Origin of the sequence: Prochlorococcus marinus str. MIT 9201 (assembly GCF_000759955.1) — a bacterium.
GTDB lineage: Bacteria > Cyanobacteriota > Cyanobacteriia > PCC-6307 > Cyanobiaceae > Prochlorococcus_A > Prochlorococcus_A marinus_G.
The window spans coordinates 27,627-43,659 of record NZ_JNAL01000007.1; the positions used below are offsets into that span (position 1 = coordinate 27,627).

At 30.1% G+C, this 16,033-nt stretch carries 20 protein-coding genes and 1 tRNA gene; 11 read left to right on the forward strand and 10 right to left on the reverse strand.

Features of this window, described 5'->3' with window-relative positions; genetic code table 11:
- Positions 1-31 precede the first annotated feature (31 nt).
- The 6 genes from EU95_RS06995 to EU95_RS06975 all read left to right on the forward strand — a co-directional run bounded on the left by EU95_RS06995 (position 32) and on the right by EU95_RS06975 (position 4,280).
- Positions 32-1,264 carry an NAD(P)/FAD-dependent oxidoreductase gene (locus EU95_RS06995; RefSeq protein ID WP_032521798.1) on the forward strand — a complete coding sequence of 411 codons (1,233 nt, stop codon included), beginning with the start codon at positions 32-34 and terminating at the stop codon, positions 1,262-1,264.
- A gap of 131 nt (positions 1,265-1,395) precedes the next feature.
- On the forward strand, positions 1,396-2,145 hold the full coding sequence (locus tag EU95_RS06990) for a GAF domain-containing protein (protein WP_032521611.1): 750 nt from the start codon (positions 1,396-1,398) through the stop codon (positions 2,143-2,145).
- An 87-nt stretch (positions 2,146-2,232) separates the two neighbouring features.
- The gene (locus EU95_RS06985; RefSeq protein ID WP_032521612.1) at positions 2,233-2,718 is read left to right on the forward strand and encodes a DUF2214 family protein; all 486 of its coding nucleotides are present in this window, start codon (positions 2,233-2,235) and stop codon (positions 2,716-2,718) included.
- A complete protein-coding gene (locus tag EU95_RS06980) occupies positions 2,715-3,251 on the forward strand; it encodes a DUF1643 domain-containing protein (protein ID WP_032521613.1) in 537 nt (178 codons plus the stop codon). The genes EU95_RS06985 and EU95_RS06980 overlap by 4 nt, the downstream gene beginning before the upstream one ends.
- 82 nt (positions 3,252-3,333) lie before the next feature.
- Positions 3,334-3,462 (forward strand): hypothetical protein, encoded by a 129-nt coding sequence (locus tag EU95_RS10230; RefSeq protein WP_011863480.1) that lies wholly within the window; start codon positions 3,334-3,336, stop codon positions 3,460-3,462.
- An 86-nt stretch (positions 3,463-3,548) separates the two neighbouring features.
- Positions 3,549-4,280 carry a pirin family protein gene (locus EU95_RS06975; RefSeq protein WP_072014829.1) on the forward strand — a complete coding sequence of 244 codons (732 nt, stop codon included), beginning with the start codon at positions 3,549-3,551 and terminating at the stop codon, positions 4,278-4,280.
- Between the two features lie 14 nt (positions 4,281-4,294).
- On the opposite strand, the gene EU95_RS06970 is transcribed toward EU95_RS06975, so the two are convergent.
- Entirely contained in the window at positions 4,295-4,609 is a 315-nt protein-coding gene (locus EU95_RS06970; RefSeq protein WP_032521614.1) for a hypothetical protein, read from the reverse strand.
- Between the two features lie 100 nt (positions 4,610-4,709).
- Complete coding sequence (gene murD, locus EU95_RS06965) at positions 4,710-6,125, reverse strand: UDP-N-acetylmuramoyl-L-alanine--D-glutamate ligase (protein ID WP_032521800.1); 1,416 nt, start codon at positions 6,123-6,125, stop codon at positions 4,710-4,712.
- 100 nt (positions 6,126-6,225) lie between these two features.
- Here murD and EU95_RS06960 point away from each other — a divergent pair, with 100 nt between their 5' ends.
- Positions 6,226-6,492 carry a hypothetical protein gene (locus EU95_RS06960; RefSeq protein ID WP_032521616.1) on the forward strand — a complete coding sequence of 89 codons (267 nt, stop codon included), beginning with the start codon at positions 6,226-6,228 and terminating at the stop codon, positions 6,490-6,492.
- On the opposite strand, the gene EU95_RS06955 is transcribed toward EU95_RS06960, so the two are convergent.
- Together EU95_RS06955 and EU95_RS06950 are read right to left on the reverse strand one after the other, a co-directional pair.
- Complete coding sequence (locus tag EU95_RS06955; protein WP_032521617.1) at positions 6,487-7,416, reverse strand: oxidoreductase; 930 nt, start codon at positions 7,414-7,416, stop codon at positions 6,487-6,489. The two genes, EU95_RS06960 and EU95_RS06955, sit on opposite strands and share 6 nt — an antisense overlap.
- A gap of 107 nt (positions 7,417-7,523) precedes the next feature.
- A complete protein-coding gene (locus tag EU95_RS06950) occupies positions 7,524-8,273 on the reverse strand; it encodes an NAD-dependent DNA ligase (protein ID WP_032521618.1) in 750 nt (249 codons plus the stop codon).
- 276 nt (positions 8,274-8,549) lie between these two features.
- Here EU95_RS06950 and EU95_RS06945 point away from each other — a divergent pair, with 276 nt between their 5' ends.
- Together EU95_RS06945 and EU95_RS06940 are read left to right on the forward strand one after the other, a co-directional pair.
- Entirely contained in the window at positions 8,550-9,704 is a 1,155-nt protein-coding gene (locus EU95_RS06945) for an FAD-binding domain-containing protein (protein WP_032521619.1), read from the forward strand.
- A gap of 133 nt (positions 9,705-9,837) precedes the next feature.
- Positions 9,838-10,389 carry a DoxX family protein gene (locus EU95_RS06940; RefSeq protein ID WP_032521620.1) on the forward strand — a complete coding sequence of 184 codons (552 nt, stop codon included), beginning with the start codon at positions 9,838-9,840 and terminating at the stop codon, positions 10,387-10,389.
- On the opposite strand, the gene EU95_RS10060 is transcribed toward EU95_RS06940, so the two are convergent.
- The 6 genes from EU95_RS10060 to EU95_RS06915 form a co-directional block, all read right to left on the reverse strand.
- Entirely contained in the window at positions 10,381-10,554 is a 174-nt protein-coding gene (locus EU95_RS10060) for a hypothetical protein (protein WP_206537473.1), read from the reverse strand. The genes EU95_RS06940 and EU95_RS10060 overlap by 9 nt on opposite strands.
- Before the next feature lie 74 nt (positions 10,555-10,628).
- Positions 10,629-11,180: a pyridoxamine 5'-phosphate oxidase family protein gene (locus EU95_RS06935; protein WP_032521621.1), complete on the reverse strand. Its 552-nt coding sequence runs from the start codon at positions 11,178-11,180 to the stop codon at positions 10,629-10,631.
- Positions 11,173-11,790, reverse strand: a complete 618-nt coding sequence (locus EU95_RS06930; protein ID WP_032521622.1) for a methyltransferase family protein — start codon at positions 11,788-11,790, stop codon at positions 11,173-11,175. The genes EU95_RS06935 and EU95_RS06930 overlap by 8 nt, the downstream gene beginning before the upstream one ends.
- 68 nt (positions 11,791-11,858) lie before the next feature.
- Positions 11,859-11,930, reverse strand: a tRNA-Val gene (locus EU95_RS06925).
- Between the two features lie 49 nt (positions 11,931-11,979).
- Positions 11,980-12,771, reverse strand: a complete 792-nt coding sequence (locus tag EU95_RS06920; protein ID WP_032521623.1) for a photosystem II S4 domain protein — start codon at positions 12,769-12,771, stop codon at positions 11,980-11,982.
- Positions 12,772-13,338 carry a hypothetical protein gene (locus EU95_RS06915; protein WP_032521624.1) on the reverse strand — a complete coding sequence of 189 codons (567 nt, stop codon included), beginning with the start codon at positions 13,336-13,338 and terminating at the stop codon, positions 12,772-12,774.
- A gap of 99 nt (positions 13,339-13,437) precedes the next feature.
- Between EU95_RS06915 and serA the strand changes: the two genes are divergently transcribed.
- Both serA and prmA read left to right on the forward strand, forming a co-directional pair.
- Positions 13,438-15,024 (forward strand): phosphoglycerate dehydrogenase, encoded by a 1,587-nt coding sequence (gene serA, locus EU95_RS06910; RefSeq protein ID WP_032521625.1) that lies wholly within the window; start codon positions 13,438-13,440, stop codon positions 15,022-15,024.
- Positions 15,025-15,042: 18 nt separating this feature from the next.
- On the forward strand, positions 15,043-15,954 hold the full coding sequence (gene prmA, locus EU95_RS06905; protein WP_032521626.1) for a 50S ribosomal protein L11 methyltransferase: 912 nt from the start codon (positions 15,043-15,045) through the stop codon (positions 15,952-15,954).
- Positions 15,955-16,033 lie beyond the last annotated feature (79 nt).

The following is a 16,033-nucleotide window of genomic DNA, read 5'->3' on the forward strand; positions in this document are numbered from 1 at the left end:
ATCAAATTGAAGCATATTGAATAATAAGTTTTTGGAACCTTTTGATTTGGCAGTCGTAGGAGGAGGTGCAGCTGGTTTTATGACAGCAATTACTGCTGCTGAACATGGAGTAAAAAGGATAATAATTCTTGAAGGCACTTCAAAACTTATGGAGAAAGTAAGGATTAGTGGAGGTGGAAGATGTAACGTCACTAATGCGACATGGATACCGAATGAACTAGTTGATAATTACCCCAGAGGTGGAATTCAGCTCTTGGAATCATTTAATCGTTTTGCAGCTGGAGATGTATATGATTGGTTTGAGAAAAAAGGGTTAAAATTAAAAATTGAGGAAGATCTAAGAGTATTCCCAACGTCTAATTCTTCTTCAGATGTTATTGATTGTTTGAGAAAAAGTGCTTTATCAAAAAACGTAGAGATATTAACAAAATTTTTTGTAAAAGAAATTTCAAAAACTCCAGATAATATATTCAATATTTTTAGTCTTAAAAAAGCAAAGGTAATTTCAAAAAATATTGCACTTTCAACTGGAGGTAATCCAAGCGGATATAAGTTAGCTCAGAATCTTGGACATAAAATTGTTAAACCCGTACCATCGCTTTTTACTTTTTCAACACAAGAACCAAATTTGGATGAATGTAGTGGGGTATCGATAAAGGACATAGATATAGAAATTAAATTAAACAATAAGAATTTTCAAAATAGAGGCGATTTACTAATAACTCATTGGGGTTTCAGTGGGCCAGCAGTATTAAAACTTTCATCCATTGCAGCAAGGGAACTTTATAGCCAAAAATATAAATTTAACCTAATTATCAAATGGTCTTCCTTAAGTTATGAGGACTTAAAAGAAAAAGTTAATTATTTAAGATTAAATAAAGGCAAGGTAAATCTAATTAACAGTAGACCTGTTCCACTATTAACAAAAAGATTATGGATTTTTTTATTGAAGAAAATAGGTATTGGTAAAGAGAAAAAGTGGGCTGATTTACTGGCGGATGAAAGGGAGAAAATGATAAATATTCTAATGAGGGATAAATATATAATTTCGGGCAAAGGTCCATTTGGAGAGGAATTTGTAACTTCCGGAGGCGTAAAAATTAATGAAGTTAATTTTAAAAGTATGGAGAGCTTAATTTGTCCAGGGTTATTTTTTTCTGGAGAAGTTTTGGATGTTGATGGGATTACAGGTGGATTTAATTTTCAACATTGTTGGACAAGTGGATGGATCGCTGGGATGGCAGTCTCAAAGTTAAATCATTAAATAATAAATTAATAAGTAATAAATCAGTAAGTAACAAATCAATAAGTTTATCTTTTTTTTATTAAGTATTAGACGGAAAAAGTTTTTTGAAGAAACTTTAATTTTAAAGTTTTAATTATTGGTGAAGATTAATGCAGAATCTTGTATCAAAAAAAGAAGAAGAGGAAAGAAGATTAAAAGCTTTAGCAGAATATAGAATTTTGGGAACCAAGCCAGAATCATGCTATGACGATATTACAAAAATTGCTGCTACAACCTGTAATGTGCCTATTTCTTTAATGACTTTGGTAGACAAAGATAAACAATGGTTTAAATCCAAAATAGGACTTCAAATATCAGAAACTAGAAGAGATTGGTCTTTTTGTACCCATGCAATAAAAGAAAATAGTCCATTAATTATCCATGATGCTTTCCAAGATGAAAGATTTATAAATAATCCATTGGTAACAGGAGACCCCAAGATTCGTTTTTATGCAGGTTTTCCCCTTAGAAATAGTGATGGTAATAAACTTGGTACTCTTTGTGTAATAGATAGAAAGCCAGGCAATCTAACTACACAACAATTCAATATTATGGAATTATTATCCAAGCAAATAGTTTCATTTTTAGAGCTTAGAAAAAAGTCATTGAACTTGCTAGAGGCATTGTCTAACTTGCACAAACAGGAAGGTATTTTATCTGTCTGTTCATATTGCAGAGAAGTGAAAAATAAGGAGGGCGATTGGATGCATTTAGAAAAATATCTTTCGAAAATTAGTGATATTAGATTTAGTCATGGGGTTTGTGATAATTGTATGGAAAAACATTTCCCAGATGTAATCGAAGTATGGAATAAAAAGGATTTTTTTGAAGATGGCCAGAAAAGGTATTTAGAGTCTTAGATTTAATACCTTGCTTTTAAGTTATTAATTTATTTCTAAACAAATTCTTCATTTGGGGGTTAGGATTGTATAAATTTTGACTTGAACATGTTATTAGGAACTTTATTAACAGGTGAAATTGCTAAAAGTGCATTAGTAGCATATGTTCATTATTTAGGAATTATCTTGTGTTTCGGTTCTCTTTTGTTTGAAAGATTGACTCTCAAAGTAGATCTTAATAGAAATGAGACTATCTCAATGATAATTGCTGATGTGGTTTATGGTTTGGCAGGAGTTGCAATATTAGTTACTGGAATTTTGCGTGTTAAGTATTTTGGTCAAGGAGGTGATTTCTATACAGGTAACCCTGTGTTTTGGATAAAGGTTTCTCTTTACATTTTGGTTGGATTACTTTCTTTGTACCCAACAACAACATATATCTTGTGGGCTATTCCATTAAGTAAGAATAAATTACCTGAAATATCTGAGAATCTAGTTAAGAGGTTCAGACTTATCATCACTACTGAATTAGTAGGCTTTGCAACAATACCATTTTTTGCAACTCTTATGGCTAGAGGTGTAGGTTTAGGTTGAAAAATTTATTTCTAGAAAGAAATTGTTTAATAAGTGCTAACAAACTATATAGATGGAGTTTAAGTTATAAGATTTCTAAATCTACAAAAGAAATTATTTTCATAGGTTTAAATCCCTCATTATCGGATGAAGTTTTTTTGGATAATACAACAAAAAAGATAATCAAAATTTCGAAAAACAATAATTATGGAAAAGTAAAATTAATAAATCTATTTGCTCTTATTGCAAGCAAACCAGAAAAACTTTTTAATCACAAAAATCCTGTGGGTCATCTAAACAATAACCATATTAATAAAAACTTAAAACAATGGTCAGAAAATAAAAATTGTGATTTATGGTTAGGTTGGGGTAACAAAGGGAAATTTCTTAATAGAAATAAAAAAATATCAAAAAAAATAATGCAATATAACTCAATTAGGAAAAATAATTTTGATAATCCTCTTGGACCGCTTTTAATTAAGAAAACAATCAAAGATAATCCAATACATCCTCTATACTGTTCTGATAATTCGATCCTCCAATCTTATTTTTAGGTAGTAAGGCTCAAATGCAAACCAGTATTTTTAGCTATTCCATTAAATATGTGTTAATTTCTATTTTTTAAGTTAACCTTATATGAAAATTTCAAAGCAACTAAATAAACTAAAAAACTTGAATGTTGAGGCAGAAAAATGTTCTACGAGAGAAGAAGCAAAAAAAATAATTAATAAAGCAAATAAAGCACAAAGTAAAATTAACAAATAAATAAAAAGTAATTTCACTTATTCATAATTTATAATTTTCAAAATATTTAATTTACACAAATACACCATATTTATTTCTTAGTATTTATGTCTTTGAAAATAATTAAAATAAGGAAATCTTACGAAAGATTTAGATCGACTAGAGAATGGCTAAATTCGATGCATTCATTTTCTTTCGCAGAGCATAGAGATCCAAAATGGGATAATTTTGGGAAAATTAGAGTTATAAACGAAGATATTATTTCTCCTAATGCAGGATTTAATACACATTCTCATGCAAATATGGAAATAATTACTGTTGTAACAAAAGGAGCAATAACTCATAGAGACTCTTTAAATAATCTTGGAAAAATTCACAAAGATGAAGTACAAGTTATGTCTGCTGGTACTGGAATCTCTCATAGCGAGAAGAATGAAGAAAATGAGACCTGTAAGTTGTTCCAGATTTGGATATACCCTCAAAAAGAAAATATCAACCCCCGATATGATCAAATTTCATTAAATGAAAAGTTGTGGGATAATCTTATTTTTAATTACAAAGACGTAAAAAATAATAAGCTTTTTCTAAATCAAAGTATCTCTTTATGGCGTTGTAAATATAAGCCAATTAAAGAAAAAAAATTGCCATTAAAAATAGATAAATATAATTGGATACAAATAATAGAAGGTAATCTTTTATTAAAAAGTAAAGACTCCAAATCAAATATATGTCTCGAATCAGGAGATGGCTTGGGTTTTGAAGTTAATTATTATGATGATGTCTCTATAGATACTGAAAAAGACCTAGATTTTCTCTTATTTTCGATGCCTTCCTTGTAATTTATGTGTTACTTTTACCCATCAACTCCTTTATTAAAAGCATTTAAGGCTTGCAAGGCCATATTAAGGTGAACTTCCATAGCACCAAGAGCAATTAAAGAATTCGGTGATCTATCTTTTAGTAAATTTTCTTTTCTTTTTGATAACTCATTAACTACTTTCTTAGTTGAAGCTTCCCAAGTGTTTATTAACTCTTCAAATTCTCTTTTTTCGGAACTTTCTATTTCTGCTAATTCATCAGAAAAATGAGAATCCTTTTGTGCCTTAAGCATCAAGTAACTTAATTTTTTATGACTTATTGCTTGAGGTAAATTGTTAGATTCACTCATTACTTACAGTAAACTTATAATAAAAATCTAACTAATTAAGTGAATATTTGCTAGGGGGAGACGGTTGTGATGACCGACCTGAAAATTACGAAAAGATACTTTAACAAAAAATGGATTTATTAACCTTTAATTTTTCACTTATTAGTTTCTTGAAATAATCTCCACGCTCTTCATAATTTTTAAATTGATCAAAACTAGAGCATGAAGGTGAGAATAATAATGTTCCACCTCTATTATTTTGTAAATAATGAAAAACAAAATTTAAAAGCTCTTTTAATTCTGAAAATTCAAAAATATTTTTTTTAAATCCTTCATTAATGAGCGCCATTTTTAGGACTTTTGAGCTTTCTCCAAAAAGGAAAACACATTTAACTTTTTCCTTTAAAACTTTTATCCACTCACTATATTTATTCCCTTTTAATCTACCCCCAGCAATTATTATTATTTGACCTTCAATTGAATTGATACCTGCAATAGATGAGTCAAAATTTGTAGCTTTACTATCATTAATTATTTCTAAATCATTATTTTTATAAATTGTTTCCATCCTATGAGGTAATTGTTTGTATTTAGATAAAGAATCTTTAATCTTCTTCCCAGATAATCCAACTTTTCTAGCTGCTGCAATTACCAATAAAAGATTTTGAAGATTATGCATTCCTTTTAAAGAAAAATGTTCAAGTTTGAATAATTTCTTTCCTCTCTCAACAATGTATGCTTGATCATCTATCCAATAATCGCATTGAATAAAATTTGATTTATCTAAACTAGTTGTTATCCAAACTCCACTTGATAGCGAACTGTAGTGATCTCTAAGATTTTTATCGTCATAATTATAAATTCTAAAATCAGATTTTTCTAGCAAGCTTTTTTTTATGTTGAAATAGTTTTCAAGTGTTTTATGTCTTTCAATATGATCTTCTGTGAAGGTTGTCCATATTCCAATATTAGGCTTTACTTCTGGAGATATTTCTATTTGATAACTGCTTAATTCAGCTACAATCCAATCAATTTTTTCATGTTTTTTTGAGTGAGCATATTTACATAAAGGTGTACCAATATTTCCAGCAAAAGGAGCATATAATCCAGTATCACAGAGTATATGGCTTATTAGATGAGTAACAGTAGTCTTGCCATTTGTGCCAGTAATACCTATCCAATTTGTGTCTTTTAAAATTTCCCATGCAACATTAATTTCTCCAATTACTTTAATTCCCTTTTTTTTTAATTCAATAATAGTTATATGGTCATAAGGTATTGATGGACTTACAACAACAGATTCGATCTCTTTCACAAAAGGTTGAATTTCTTCAAATACAAATTCTTTATTTAGAGAAACTACTATATTAAGCTCTTCTAATTCTGTTTTTCTTTCTAAGAATTCTATCCCATCTTTACTTTCCCAAACAATTACTCTCTTATTGATGCTTCTCAAATACTTGGCAGCCCAAAATCCAGATTTACCTAATCCAATTACAAGATTAATATTTCCTTTACAAGAATGATTATCTATCATTAAATTTATAATTGCATTTATATTAATTGTGTTTAAGGGGTAATTCAATCATGAGATCTTTCTTCAGTATTTATAGTATTTGCCAAAGAAAAGTTGATTAATGGAAGAAAATACTGCAAAATATTGGTTCTCTTGGTTTTATGAAAAGTGGGAGAAAAATGCTCCAGGTGAATTAATTGAAAAGGGTTTAACTCCGTCTCAGATCGCTGAGCGCTTTGTTAATGAAAACCATGATAGTTTTATTAAATTGTCAAAAAAAATTGATGAAAAAAATTATGATGCCTTAACAGAATTTATGAAACTCTCAGAGAGCGAATTACATATCTTGAAGTATTTTCTAAAGTTAGTAAAAATGAAAAATTTATAAGAAGATACTAAGTATTTCAAGACTTTTTTCCCATAAATTTTTTCTTTCTTTTTTATTCATAGCGAAAGGAGAAGTAGGGGATAGTTTTGGATGACCTCTGAAATTAAATCTAGGACCATAATGGTCACCTCCTCTTGCATCTGGTGAAGTAGCTGCAAAAAGTTGAGGTAAAGCACCCATCTCAGCAGTTTGAAAAATAGGGCTAAATAATTCCAAAGAGAAAATTTCTAATGGACTAGGGTTAGGTTTTTGAGCAGTAAAGAGATTTGTTTTTGCAATTCCGGGGTGAGCAGCTAAAGAAAGTATATTTTTGTGCTTTAAGTTTTCATTTAGTTCCATAGCAAACATTACATTTGCCAATTTGCTATTGGAGTAAGATTCCCATTTGTTGTAATAGTTCTCAGCTTTAAGATTTTTCCAACCAACTTTGCCAAAAAATTGTGCTCCAGAAGTAACCGTCACTATTCTAGATTCTTCTTTTTTTTCAATAATTGGAAGTAGCTTTAGGGTCAAAAGCATGTGAGCTAGATGATTAACTGCAAATTGTATTTCATATCCCTGGGCACTAAGAGTTTTAGGCGGATGCATAATGCCAGCATTATTAATTAGTAAATCCAAATTTTCAAAATTATCAAAAATTTTGGACTGAACTTCAGCAATATTTTTTAAATCTGACAAATCTAATTCTAAAGGTGTAAATAATCCTTCTGGATTAAGACCTTTAAGTTTTTTGATAGTTTGATTAGCTTTTTCGAGCGATCTACAAGCTATAACAACATGAGCATTTTTTTCTGCTAAGGCCTTTGCAGTGTAGTATCCAAGACCACTATTCGCACCAGTAATTAGCGCTGTTTGCCCTGTAAGGTTTGGAATATTAGATGTTTCCCAGTTAGAGATTTTAGGTCTTGAAAAAGTGGCAGTCATTTATTAATCCTTCAAATTGCTTTGGAATTTAACCAAAATTAATTACTTTTCCACTGTAAATACTGGAAATCAGTATCGTGAGCTCTTTTTGAAGGTACTATTGAATATTATTTTTCAATTGCATATTGCCATTCGTTATTTTGAGATAAACTTTTCTCTCTAAGTAACTGTAATTTCCTACTATTTATTTTTATAACTATCCCATTAGTTGGATACTTCGCAAATATTTTTTTCTCTAACCAATTTTTTTTATATATTTGGATTTCGCTTGTATGATTTGTGAAGTAACTGTCAGGGGTGCTGAAGCCACATTTTTTAAGATAGTTAAGGGTTTCGTATTGATTAAGTCTTCCATTAAGTATTTGGAAACAGCAAAAGCGGAGACTTTCTCCAATCCCTTTCTTATCATTGAGGTATTTTCTTGTAATTCTTTGGGAAATGCCGGCAACTTGGTTTGTAGCGTATAGTTCACCTCTAATTTGAAAATCTCGTTTGATAGGAATACAATCGGGGACATTTTTAATTTGTTTAATTTTGCTTGAGACATCAATTCCTTTTTTTGTAATAGCTTTATTAAACTTGCCATCTATATATCTAATTGCAATAGCACAGCCATCAATTTTTGGTTGAATACTTAATCTTGTTTTTGTTAATAAACTTTCCAAAAATTCTTTATAGTTTTCCTTGGCTAATTTTGGCAAAAGTTTATTACTTTTTTGATTAAAGTAGTCAGGCTCTGGATCAACAGGAATAAAGAGCTTTTCAAGTTGCTTAAATGCATCATCCGAAATTATGCCTTCACCTATTCTGTATTGTTCATCTAGATACTTAACATCTCTCACTAATAAATTATTCATAATAATTTTGATAAGTATTTAAAAATCTTTCAGAAAAAATCATTTAAACAATGATTTAAAAATTAAAATTAGATCTAAAGAGTAATTGACAACTAAATATCCTCCTACGCAGGGAGCGATTTAAGAGTATAAAATGTACTGATAAAGCGTTTAAATTAAATACTTCAATCAAACATATTTACTTAAGTGTGGAATATTAAATTTTAAGGATTAATTTGCAGGAAAATTTTGGGAATTCTATCAATACAAAAAAAAATTTTTTAAAGTTATTAGAAAATGTCATTTTTATTAAAAGCTCAAAATACCTGGGAAAATTTTGCGAAATACAAAATTAATGATTATGCAAAATTAAGAAATTTTGATTTTGGACCAAATGACGAAAGTTCAGTTTCAAAATTATCGCCTTTCATTACTCATAGAATATTATCGGAATATGATCTGATTTACGATATTAAAAGTAAGTACAAAATCAAAAATTCAACTAAATTTGTTGAAGAAATATTTTGGAGAGTTTACTGGAAAGGGTGGATGGAAAATAGACCTAAAGTTTGGAGAAATTTTATTTTAGAAAACAATCTCGATTTTGATTATGAGCTATATGAAAGTGCAATTAATGGCAATACAGAATTAGATTTTTTTAATTCTTGGGTCCATGAATTAAAACAGTACAACTATTTGCATAACCATACAAGAATGTGGTTTGCGAGTACTTGGATATTTAATTTAGGCCTCCCATGGCAATTGGGAGCAAAGTTTTTCTTTAAATATCTTTTTGATGGAGATGCTTCATCTAATCTCCTTAGCTGGAGATGGGTCGGAGGATTGCAAACGAAGGGAAAACAATATCTTTTTTCATCATCAAACCTCAGAAAGTTTTCAAATAATAGATTTAATGTAGAAAAAATAAGTAATCAACAAATTTTTCTTGAAGAATCTAATCAAATACCATTTGAAGATGGTATTTATAAAAATGATATGGATCCTAAATCAGATAATCTGATTATGTTCGAAAATGATCTGCACCTTGCAACCCTTAAAAATTTACTTCCAAGCTATAAAAAAGTATTTATTATCCTTTTAAGAAATGAACAAAGACAAATTAAATTGTCTGAATCTGTTTTGAAATTTAAACAAGATTTGGTCTCTGAATTTGTAGAGCAATTTGATAATGTTGAACAGATTGATCCTTATTCACTGGAAAATACTTTTAAAAATACCAACGAAATAGACATTATTTATCCTGGAGTGGGAGAAAATTATGATTTCATAACTGATTTTAAAAATTTACACCATAAAAAAATTTTTAATCTTGTGAGGGATGAAGATTTATTTGCTTGGAAATTTGCTAAAAGAGGTTTTTTTAAATTTAAAGAAAATATTCCAAAAATAAATCAGAGAATATTAGAAAATTTTTCAAAAAATAATTTTTAAATTAGTTGAATTGCTAATCAGAAAAAACCTTTTTGTAAGTAAGTATAAATACTTATTTAGGCGCGACTTTTGCTCTTTAATCCACGATGGATACTGTGACTAGTTATTTTTACTTAAGGATAATTTTTTTATAGTGCTTTCAACAATTCTTACCAAGTCGTTTAGCAAAGATACTGCTTTATTAATTCTTAGAGTTATAACTGGGACTGTTCTTATTCATCATGGTTATGAAAAATTAGCAAATATAGAAAATTTCGCTGATGCTTTTGTAAGGCCATTACACCTCCCATTCCCGATATTTTTGTCATACATAGCGGCATTCTCAGAAATAGGTGGTAGTTGGTTACTAATTATCGGCTTAGCCACAAGATTTGGAGCTTTGGCAATTGTTGGAACAATTTCTGTTGCTATATACCATGCTCTTGTTACTTCAGGTTTTAATATTTTCTTACTAGAGCTTTTACTTTTGTATTTCGCTTCAGCAACTTCAATCGCATTAACAGGTCCTGGTGATTTCTCTTTAGATGAAGTGATTATCAGAATTTTGAAATCAGATGATGAGGAAGTAATTATACCTTCAACAAAAGCAAAACTTTCCAAGCAAGTTGAAGTTAAAGAAGAAACTAATAAAGTTGGCTTATTTCAATTTTTACAAGCTAACATACTCTCAGATACTTCAAGCTAACTTTTTAGGATAAAGATTATTGATTAGCTCTAACCTTTTTCGATAATTGTTTCTCTTCTCAATTTTTATCTTAATTGTTGCTTCAGAAAGACTTATAAATAGCCCTATAGCTGTAACCCAAGATAAAAAAATAAAAGGGTTTTCTGGAATTTCTGAGAAATTCATATGAATAATACTTCTTTTTTAAAACTGACTGATCACTATATGTTTTTCAACCTAAATATACAAATTAGAAATATTTAAGGATTAATTTCAACTTTTTCCCATTTTTTAATCTTTTCCCAAAGATATCGTTTATGAACAGGCTGTTCTAATTTAAGAAGATCTACTGAATCGATTTCAAAATTTAGAACTACAAAATTTTCTGACTTGGTCAGATTGGATAATCTTTCATAAGTAGATTGGACTTTTGGGTTAATTTTCTCTCCAGGAGATCCCCAAAACCAAGAAGATTTTGATTTTTCTGATAATAAATCCCAATAATTTTTGTTATCACTTAATTCATGTATTTTTCCTTTGAATCTATATTGTGATTTGGTTTTCAAAAAGAACCATAGTATTTCTGCATTAGGGTTAGATTTTAAATGCCCAATTTTTTCACTTCTTCTATCTGTAAAAATAATCATTGAACTATCTTTATGCCATCCTCTAAAAACAACTGTTCTTAATCTTGGCTCATTTTCTTCGCTGACTGTTGCAAGCTGTATCCATCTATTAGAGGGTGATTTACCCTCTTTTTTTCTAGAAGATTTTAAATCTTGCCTCCAACTGGGTAAGTTGTTATCAAGCATTTAATTTAGGCAATATAAGACCACTTTTCTTTTTGTATTCTTCGAATGAATCATATTTTGAGAGCGATTTATCTTTTTTTATCATTCTTGGTAGAAAAACTATAGAGAAAAATATTGCAAGAATTACTAATGGAATGAAACTCATTGAAAGTATGGCAAATGATAGATAAATTAGTATTTCTCCTAGATAGTTTGTATTTCTTATGTTTTTGAAAAATCCTTCTTTAATCAGATCTTTTTTTAATTTAAGAGAAAAATATTTTTGGGCATCACTAGCAAAGTGTAAAAACACACCAATTATATTTATAGATACAGAAGCAGCTATTACGATATTTGGAACAGATTTCTGAGATGAGATAAGAATGTAGGGAGCAACCCAATAACTTCCAAGGAAAATAAAACCAGTAACTGAAGTTAAAAAATTGATATTTTCTTTAAAATAAGGATCTGGGAATATCTTTTCTTTTAGAAGCCAAAGTAATCCATAAGTACCATGCAGAGCTAAATAAACATAAGGAGCTATTGCAAAATTATCAAAAAAAATCATAAGACCTATTACTACAAATGCAGTAAGCCCCTTATGCAGATTAATTATTTGATTAAGTTTCATCTTTTTTTAATAATCTAAAAAATGAAATTATTTTCTGTGGATATAACCTAGGTCGTCAAAAGTTTGAATGGGCGATACTGGATTCGAACCAGTGGCCACTACCGTGTCGAGGTAGTGCTCTACCACTGAGCTAATCGCCCAAATTGAAGAATTTTGAATCCCCCTTATAAGAAAATAGCAGGTTGCGTTTCATTTTCTAAGTAATTTAACCTTCCATCTTTCTCTTTTGGTTATTTCTAAATTTAGAATTTCGATAAATCCTTTATTTTCAAGTTCTAGTTTGTCGCCAATTTTTAGATTAATAGTTGGCTTATTAACTTTGCTTCCATTTAATCTGAGCATTCCATTTTCTATCCTTTCAATGATTTTGGTTCGTGATACCCTAAAACCAGCTGAAGCTATAGCATCTAATCTTGTTGAAGCCTCTACTGTATTAACAAGTTTTTTTGATCTTCCAGAGGGTATTTGTAATTCATCTATACTTACTAAATTAATTTTTACTTTTACGTCTCTTAAATAAAAAATTTTTTCATCTAGATGCTGAATATCTAAATTATCAACTATCCCTTGTGCCCCCCTATCCCCAATAGTCCATATATCTCCAACTTTTATTTGATTTACCCCATTCTCAATCAAGAGGGATCTAAAGTCGTCTTGTGTAGCATTATCAAATAAAAAATTGCCATTAATTTTTATCCCTTGAGCCGGAAAATTTCTTTTTAGCGCATCCTCTTCAGGAATATTATCTCCTCTAAAGCAAGCTATCCTAGATCTTTGAGAAGCGGAGAATCCTCCATAAACAAAAAATTTAAAATCATTTAAATTTTCAAAATCTTTTAAAATCTCTTCGCAAACATAAGTTGAATTAAACCCAGTCCAATAAATTTCCCAGTGTTTGTAAGCTAAGTTGGCAATATTAATTAATTCCTCAGTTTCTTTTTTGTAGTTTGAATTTGTTAAGATTTCTTTTAAGTCAATCATTTATCCTTCTAAAAAAATTATATCTTTTGCTTCTGATTGTTTTATCAAAGCCCATGGTAATTCAGCACCAATTTGATTTTCAAGTAGAACAAGCCATTTACCTTCTTTATTTAAATTAATAATTGATCTCAACTCTTTATTCCTATTGATGTTGATACTTGCAGACGAAACGGAACTACCTAAATATCCTGAACCCATTCCTAAAAGACCTCCAATTAAGGATTCACCGATGTTATTCAAACCAAGAAAACTGAAAGTAGATAAATTTGTCATATTAGAAAAAGCTATTCCAGCTATAAAACCAAATGGCATTAGCCATCTACTCATTTCTTTTTGTCTAATCTTTCTATCAAGTTTAGGATTTAAAATTCTTATATCTTCAAAATTTTGAGATTTGAATAAGATATTTGCTTTCGCATTTAGCGATTCTTTTTCATCTGATGATATTTTCTCACTTATTGGTGGGATCAAAATAGCTTCAGAGAGCATTACTGATTTTTCTTTGAAAACTTCAAATAGTTGGATACATTTATCAATGTCTTCAAATATCACAATACTTTTAGTCAAATTTCAATCCTCAAATGTTTGTGTGTTATTCAAATTAATAAAATAAGATACATACACTATAGATTAAGTTAAAGTAAAAGATTAAAGAACCAATCTTAAATGACAAAAGTTCTCATTACAGATCCAATTGATCAAACAGGAATCGATATTCTTTCACAAGTTGCTCAGGTTGATCAGAAGATAGGGATCTCAGACTCTGAGTTAGCTTCCATTATTAAAGATTATGATGCTTTAATGATTCGCTCTGGGACCCAAGTGACTGAAGAAATTATTAACTCTTCAAGTAAACTAAGAATTATTGGAAGAGCAGGAGTTGGGGTTGATAATGTAGATGTTAAAGCTGCTACTCAAAAAGGAGTTCTTGTTGTGAATTCTCCAGGAGGTAACACAATAGCTGCTGCTGAACATACTATAGCTATGATGTTGGCTTTATCTAGACATATTCCAATTGCGAATAGTAGTACTTTGTCAGGTAAATGGGAAAGAAAGAAATTTGTTGGTAATGAGCTTTATAAGAAAAAATTAGGTGTAGTAGGTTTAGGCAAAATTGGTGCTCATGTAGCGAAAGTTGCTAATGCATTAGGAATGGAAGTTTACGGATATGATCCTTTCGTTTCAACTGAAAGAGCTCAACAAATACAAGTTAAACTATTCGAACTAGAGGATTTATTCAAACAATCTGATTATGTAACTTTGCATTTGCCTCGCACACCACAGACAGAGAATTTAGTAAATATTGACGTCCTTAAAAGTATGAAAAGTAGTGCAAAATTAATTAATTGTGCTCGAGGAGGCTTAATTGATGAAGAGGCTTTAGCAGAAGCTTTAAATAAATCATTGATTGAAGGTGCTGCAATAGATGTTTTTTCTAAAGAACCTTTGGAATCTAATTCACCACTTTTGAAGGTTGAAAAGAATCTTATCCTTACTCCACATCTAGGAGCATCTACTCGGGAAGCACAAAAAAATGTAGCTGTTGATGTTGCAGAACAAATAAGAGATGTTTTGCTTGGTTTATCTGCTAGAACTGCAGTAAATATTCCAGGTTTGAGTCCTGATATTATGGATAGCCTAAAACCTCATTTGCAGTTGGCGGAAACAATGGGTCTGCTTATAAGCCAGCTTTCTGGTGGGCAGATACATAAACTAGAAGTAAAGCTTCAAGGTGAATTTGTTCAACATCCTTCTCAGCCTTTAATAATAGCTAGTCTAAAAGGTCTCCTAAGTAAAGCTTTGGGAGATAGGATTAATTATGTGAATGCCTCGCTAGAAGCAGATTCAAGAGGTATTTCGGTAGTAGAGAATAAAGATGAGGCAAGACCTGAATTTGCTAGTGGGTCGCTTCAGTTAACCACTTATGGTGATAATGGCGACCATAGCGTTGCAGGAAGCATTTTTGCTGATGGGGAATTAAGAATTATTAGTATTGATCAATACCCAGTTAATGTATCGCCAAGTAGATATATGTTGGTTACTAGGCACAGAGATATGCCAGGCATTATTGGCAAGCTTGGGTCTTTATTAGGTAGCAACAATGTAAATATTGCCTCAATGCAAGTTGGTCGCAAAATTGTTAGAGGGGAAGCTGTTATGGTCCTAAGTATTGATGATCCAATACCTAATAAGCTGCTTGATACCATTATTGAAGTAGATGGGATTACCAACGCTAATCCAGTTACTTTGTGAAGTTTCTTGTCCTAGTTAATGGCAATTAAAGATTGGTATAAACTAACTTTTCTGATAGAAAGTGATTCAGAAGAAATTATTATTTGGAAATTAAATGAGCTGGGAATATTTAGTTTTTCATTTGAATATTTAATTAAAAATGAAAATAAAAAAGAAGTGAATATATGGCTTCCAATTGATGATTGGGGCGAGAGTTCTAGAAATGGCTTTGAAAAAATAATTAGCAAACTTCTAAACATTAATGCTCCCAAGAATCAATTTTTTGACTGGAGTATAATTAAAGAGGAGGATTGGTTGACGAGCTGGAAGCAATATTGGGCACCTGAATTAGTAGGAAATCATTTTTTAATATTGCCTTGTTGGATAAATCTAAATGAAAAATTTAAAGATAAGCAAATTATAAAAATTGATCCTGGAGCAGCCTTTGGTACAGGAAGTCACCCTTCGACTTATCTTTGTCTCGAAAAAATGGAGAATATTGTATTCTCTGATAAAAAGATTTTAGATATTGGGAGTGGTAGCGGGATTTTGAGTGTTGCCGCAAGATTGCTCGGTGCTAAAGAGGTTTGTGCAGTGGATAATGATTATTTAGCTATAAATTCAACTAACTCTAATTTTCAACTAAATTTCGGTAATTTAAAAAACTTAAATACATATTTGGGATCTTTTAATGAGGTAATTTTAAAAAATCAACTTAAAGAATTTGATGTTGTTTTATGCAATATTCTTGCTGAAGTAATAAAAGAAATGATTCCAAATATTTATGAGTGCTTGAGTAATAATGGAGAAGTCATTTTCAGTGGAATTCTGAATTCACAAAAAGATGAAATTATAAAAATATTAATCCAGAATGACTTGAAATTAATAGATGTATCAACTAGAAAAGATTGGGCATGCATTTCTGCTCAAAAAACCAGCGATAAAACCTAAGTATAAGTTTTTCTTATAGATACTCTTCAATACATTGTATTGTGTCATTTTTTACTTCAAAATCTCACATATCGACCTA

Coding starts and splice junctions, on each gene's coding strand:
- serA (WP_032521625.1), top strand. CDS start 13,438: ATGACAAAAGTTCTCATTACAGATCCAATTGATCAAACAGGAATCGAT.
- EU95_RS06990 (WP_032521611.1), top strand. CDS start 1,396: ATGCAGAATCTTGTATCAAAAAAAGAAGAAGAGGAAAGAAGATTAAAA.
- EU95_RS06950 (WP_032521618.1), bottom strand. CDS start 8,273: ATGAATAATTTATTAGTGAGAGATGTTAAGTATCTAGATGAACAATAC.
- EU95_RS10060 (WP_206537473.1), bottom strand. CDS start 10,554: ATGAATTTCTCAGAAATTCCAGAAAACCCTTTTATTTTTTTATCTTGG.
- prmA (WP_032521626.1), top strand. CDS start 15,043: ATGGCAATTAAAGATTGGTATAAACTAACTTTTCTGATAGAAAGTGAT.
- EU95_RS06935 (WP_032521621.1), bottom strand. CDS start 11,180: ATGCTTGATAACAACTTACCCAGTTGGAGGCAAGATTTAAAATCTTCT.
- EU95_RS06955 (WP_032521617.1), bottom strand. CDS start 7,416: ATGACTGCCACTTTTTCAAGACCTAAAATCTCTAACTGGGAAACATCT.
- EU95_RS06920 (WP_032521623.1), bottom strand. CDS start 12,771: ATGATTGACTTAAAAGAAATCTTAACAAATTCAAACTACAAAAAAGAA.
- EU95_RS06945 (WP_032521619.1), top strand. CDS start 8,550: ATGTCATTTTTATTAAAAGCTCAAAATACCTGGGAAAATTTTGCGAAA.
- murD (WP_032521800.1), bottom strand. CDS start 6,125: ATGATAGATAATCATTCTTGTAAAGGAAATATTAATCTTGTAATTGGA.
- EU95_RS10230 (WP_011863480.1), top strand. CDS start 3,334: ATGAAAATTTCAAAGCAACTAAATAAACTAAAAAACTTGAATGTTGAG.
- EU95_RS06930 (WP_032521622.1), bottom strand. CDS start 11,790: ATGAAACTTAATCAAATAATTAATCTGCATAAGGGGCTTACTGCATTT.
- EU95_RS06960 (WP_032521616.1), top strand. CDS start 6,226: ATGGAAGAAAATACTGCAAAATATTGGTTCTCTTGGTTTTATGAAAAG.
- EU95_RS06975 (WP_072014829.1), top strand. CDS start 3,549: ATGTCTTTGAAAATAATTAAAATAAGGAAATCTTACGAAAGATTTAGA.
- EU95_RS06985 (WP_032521612.1), top strand. CDS start 2,233: ATGTTATTAGGAACTTTATTAACAGGTGAAATTGCTAAAAGTGCATTA.
- EU95_RS06970 (WP_032521614.1), bottom strand. CDS start 4,609: ATGAGTGAATCTAACAATTTACCTCAAGCAATAAGTCATAAAAAATTA.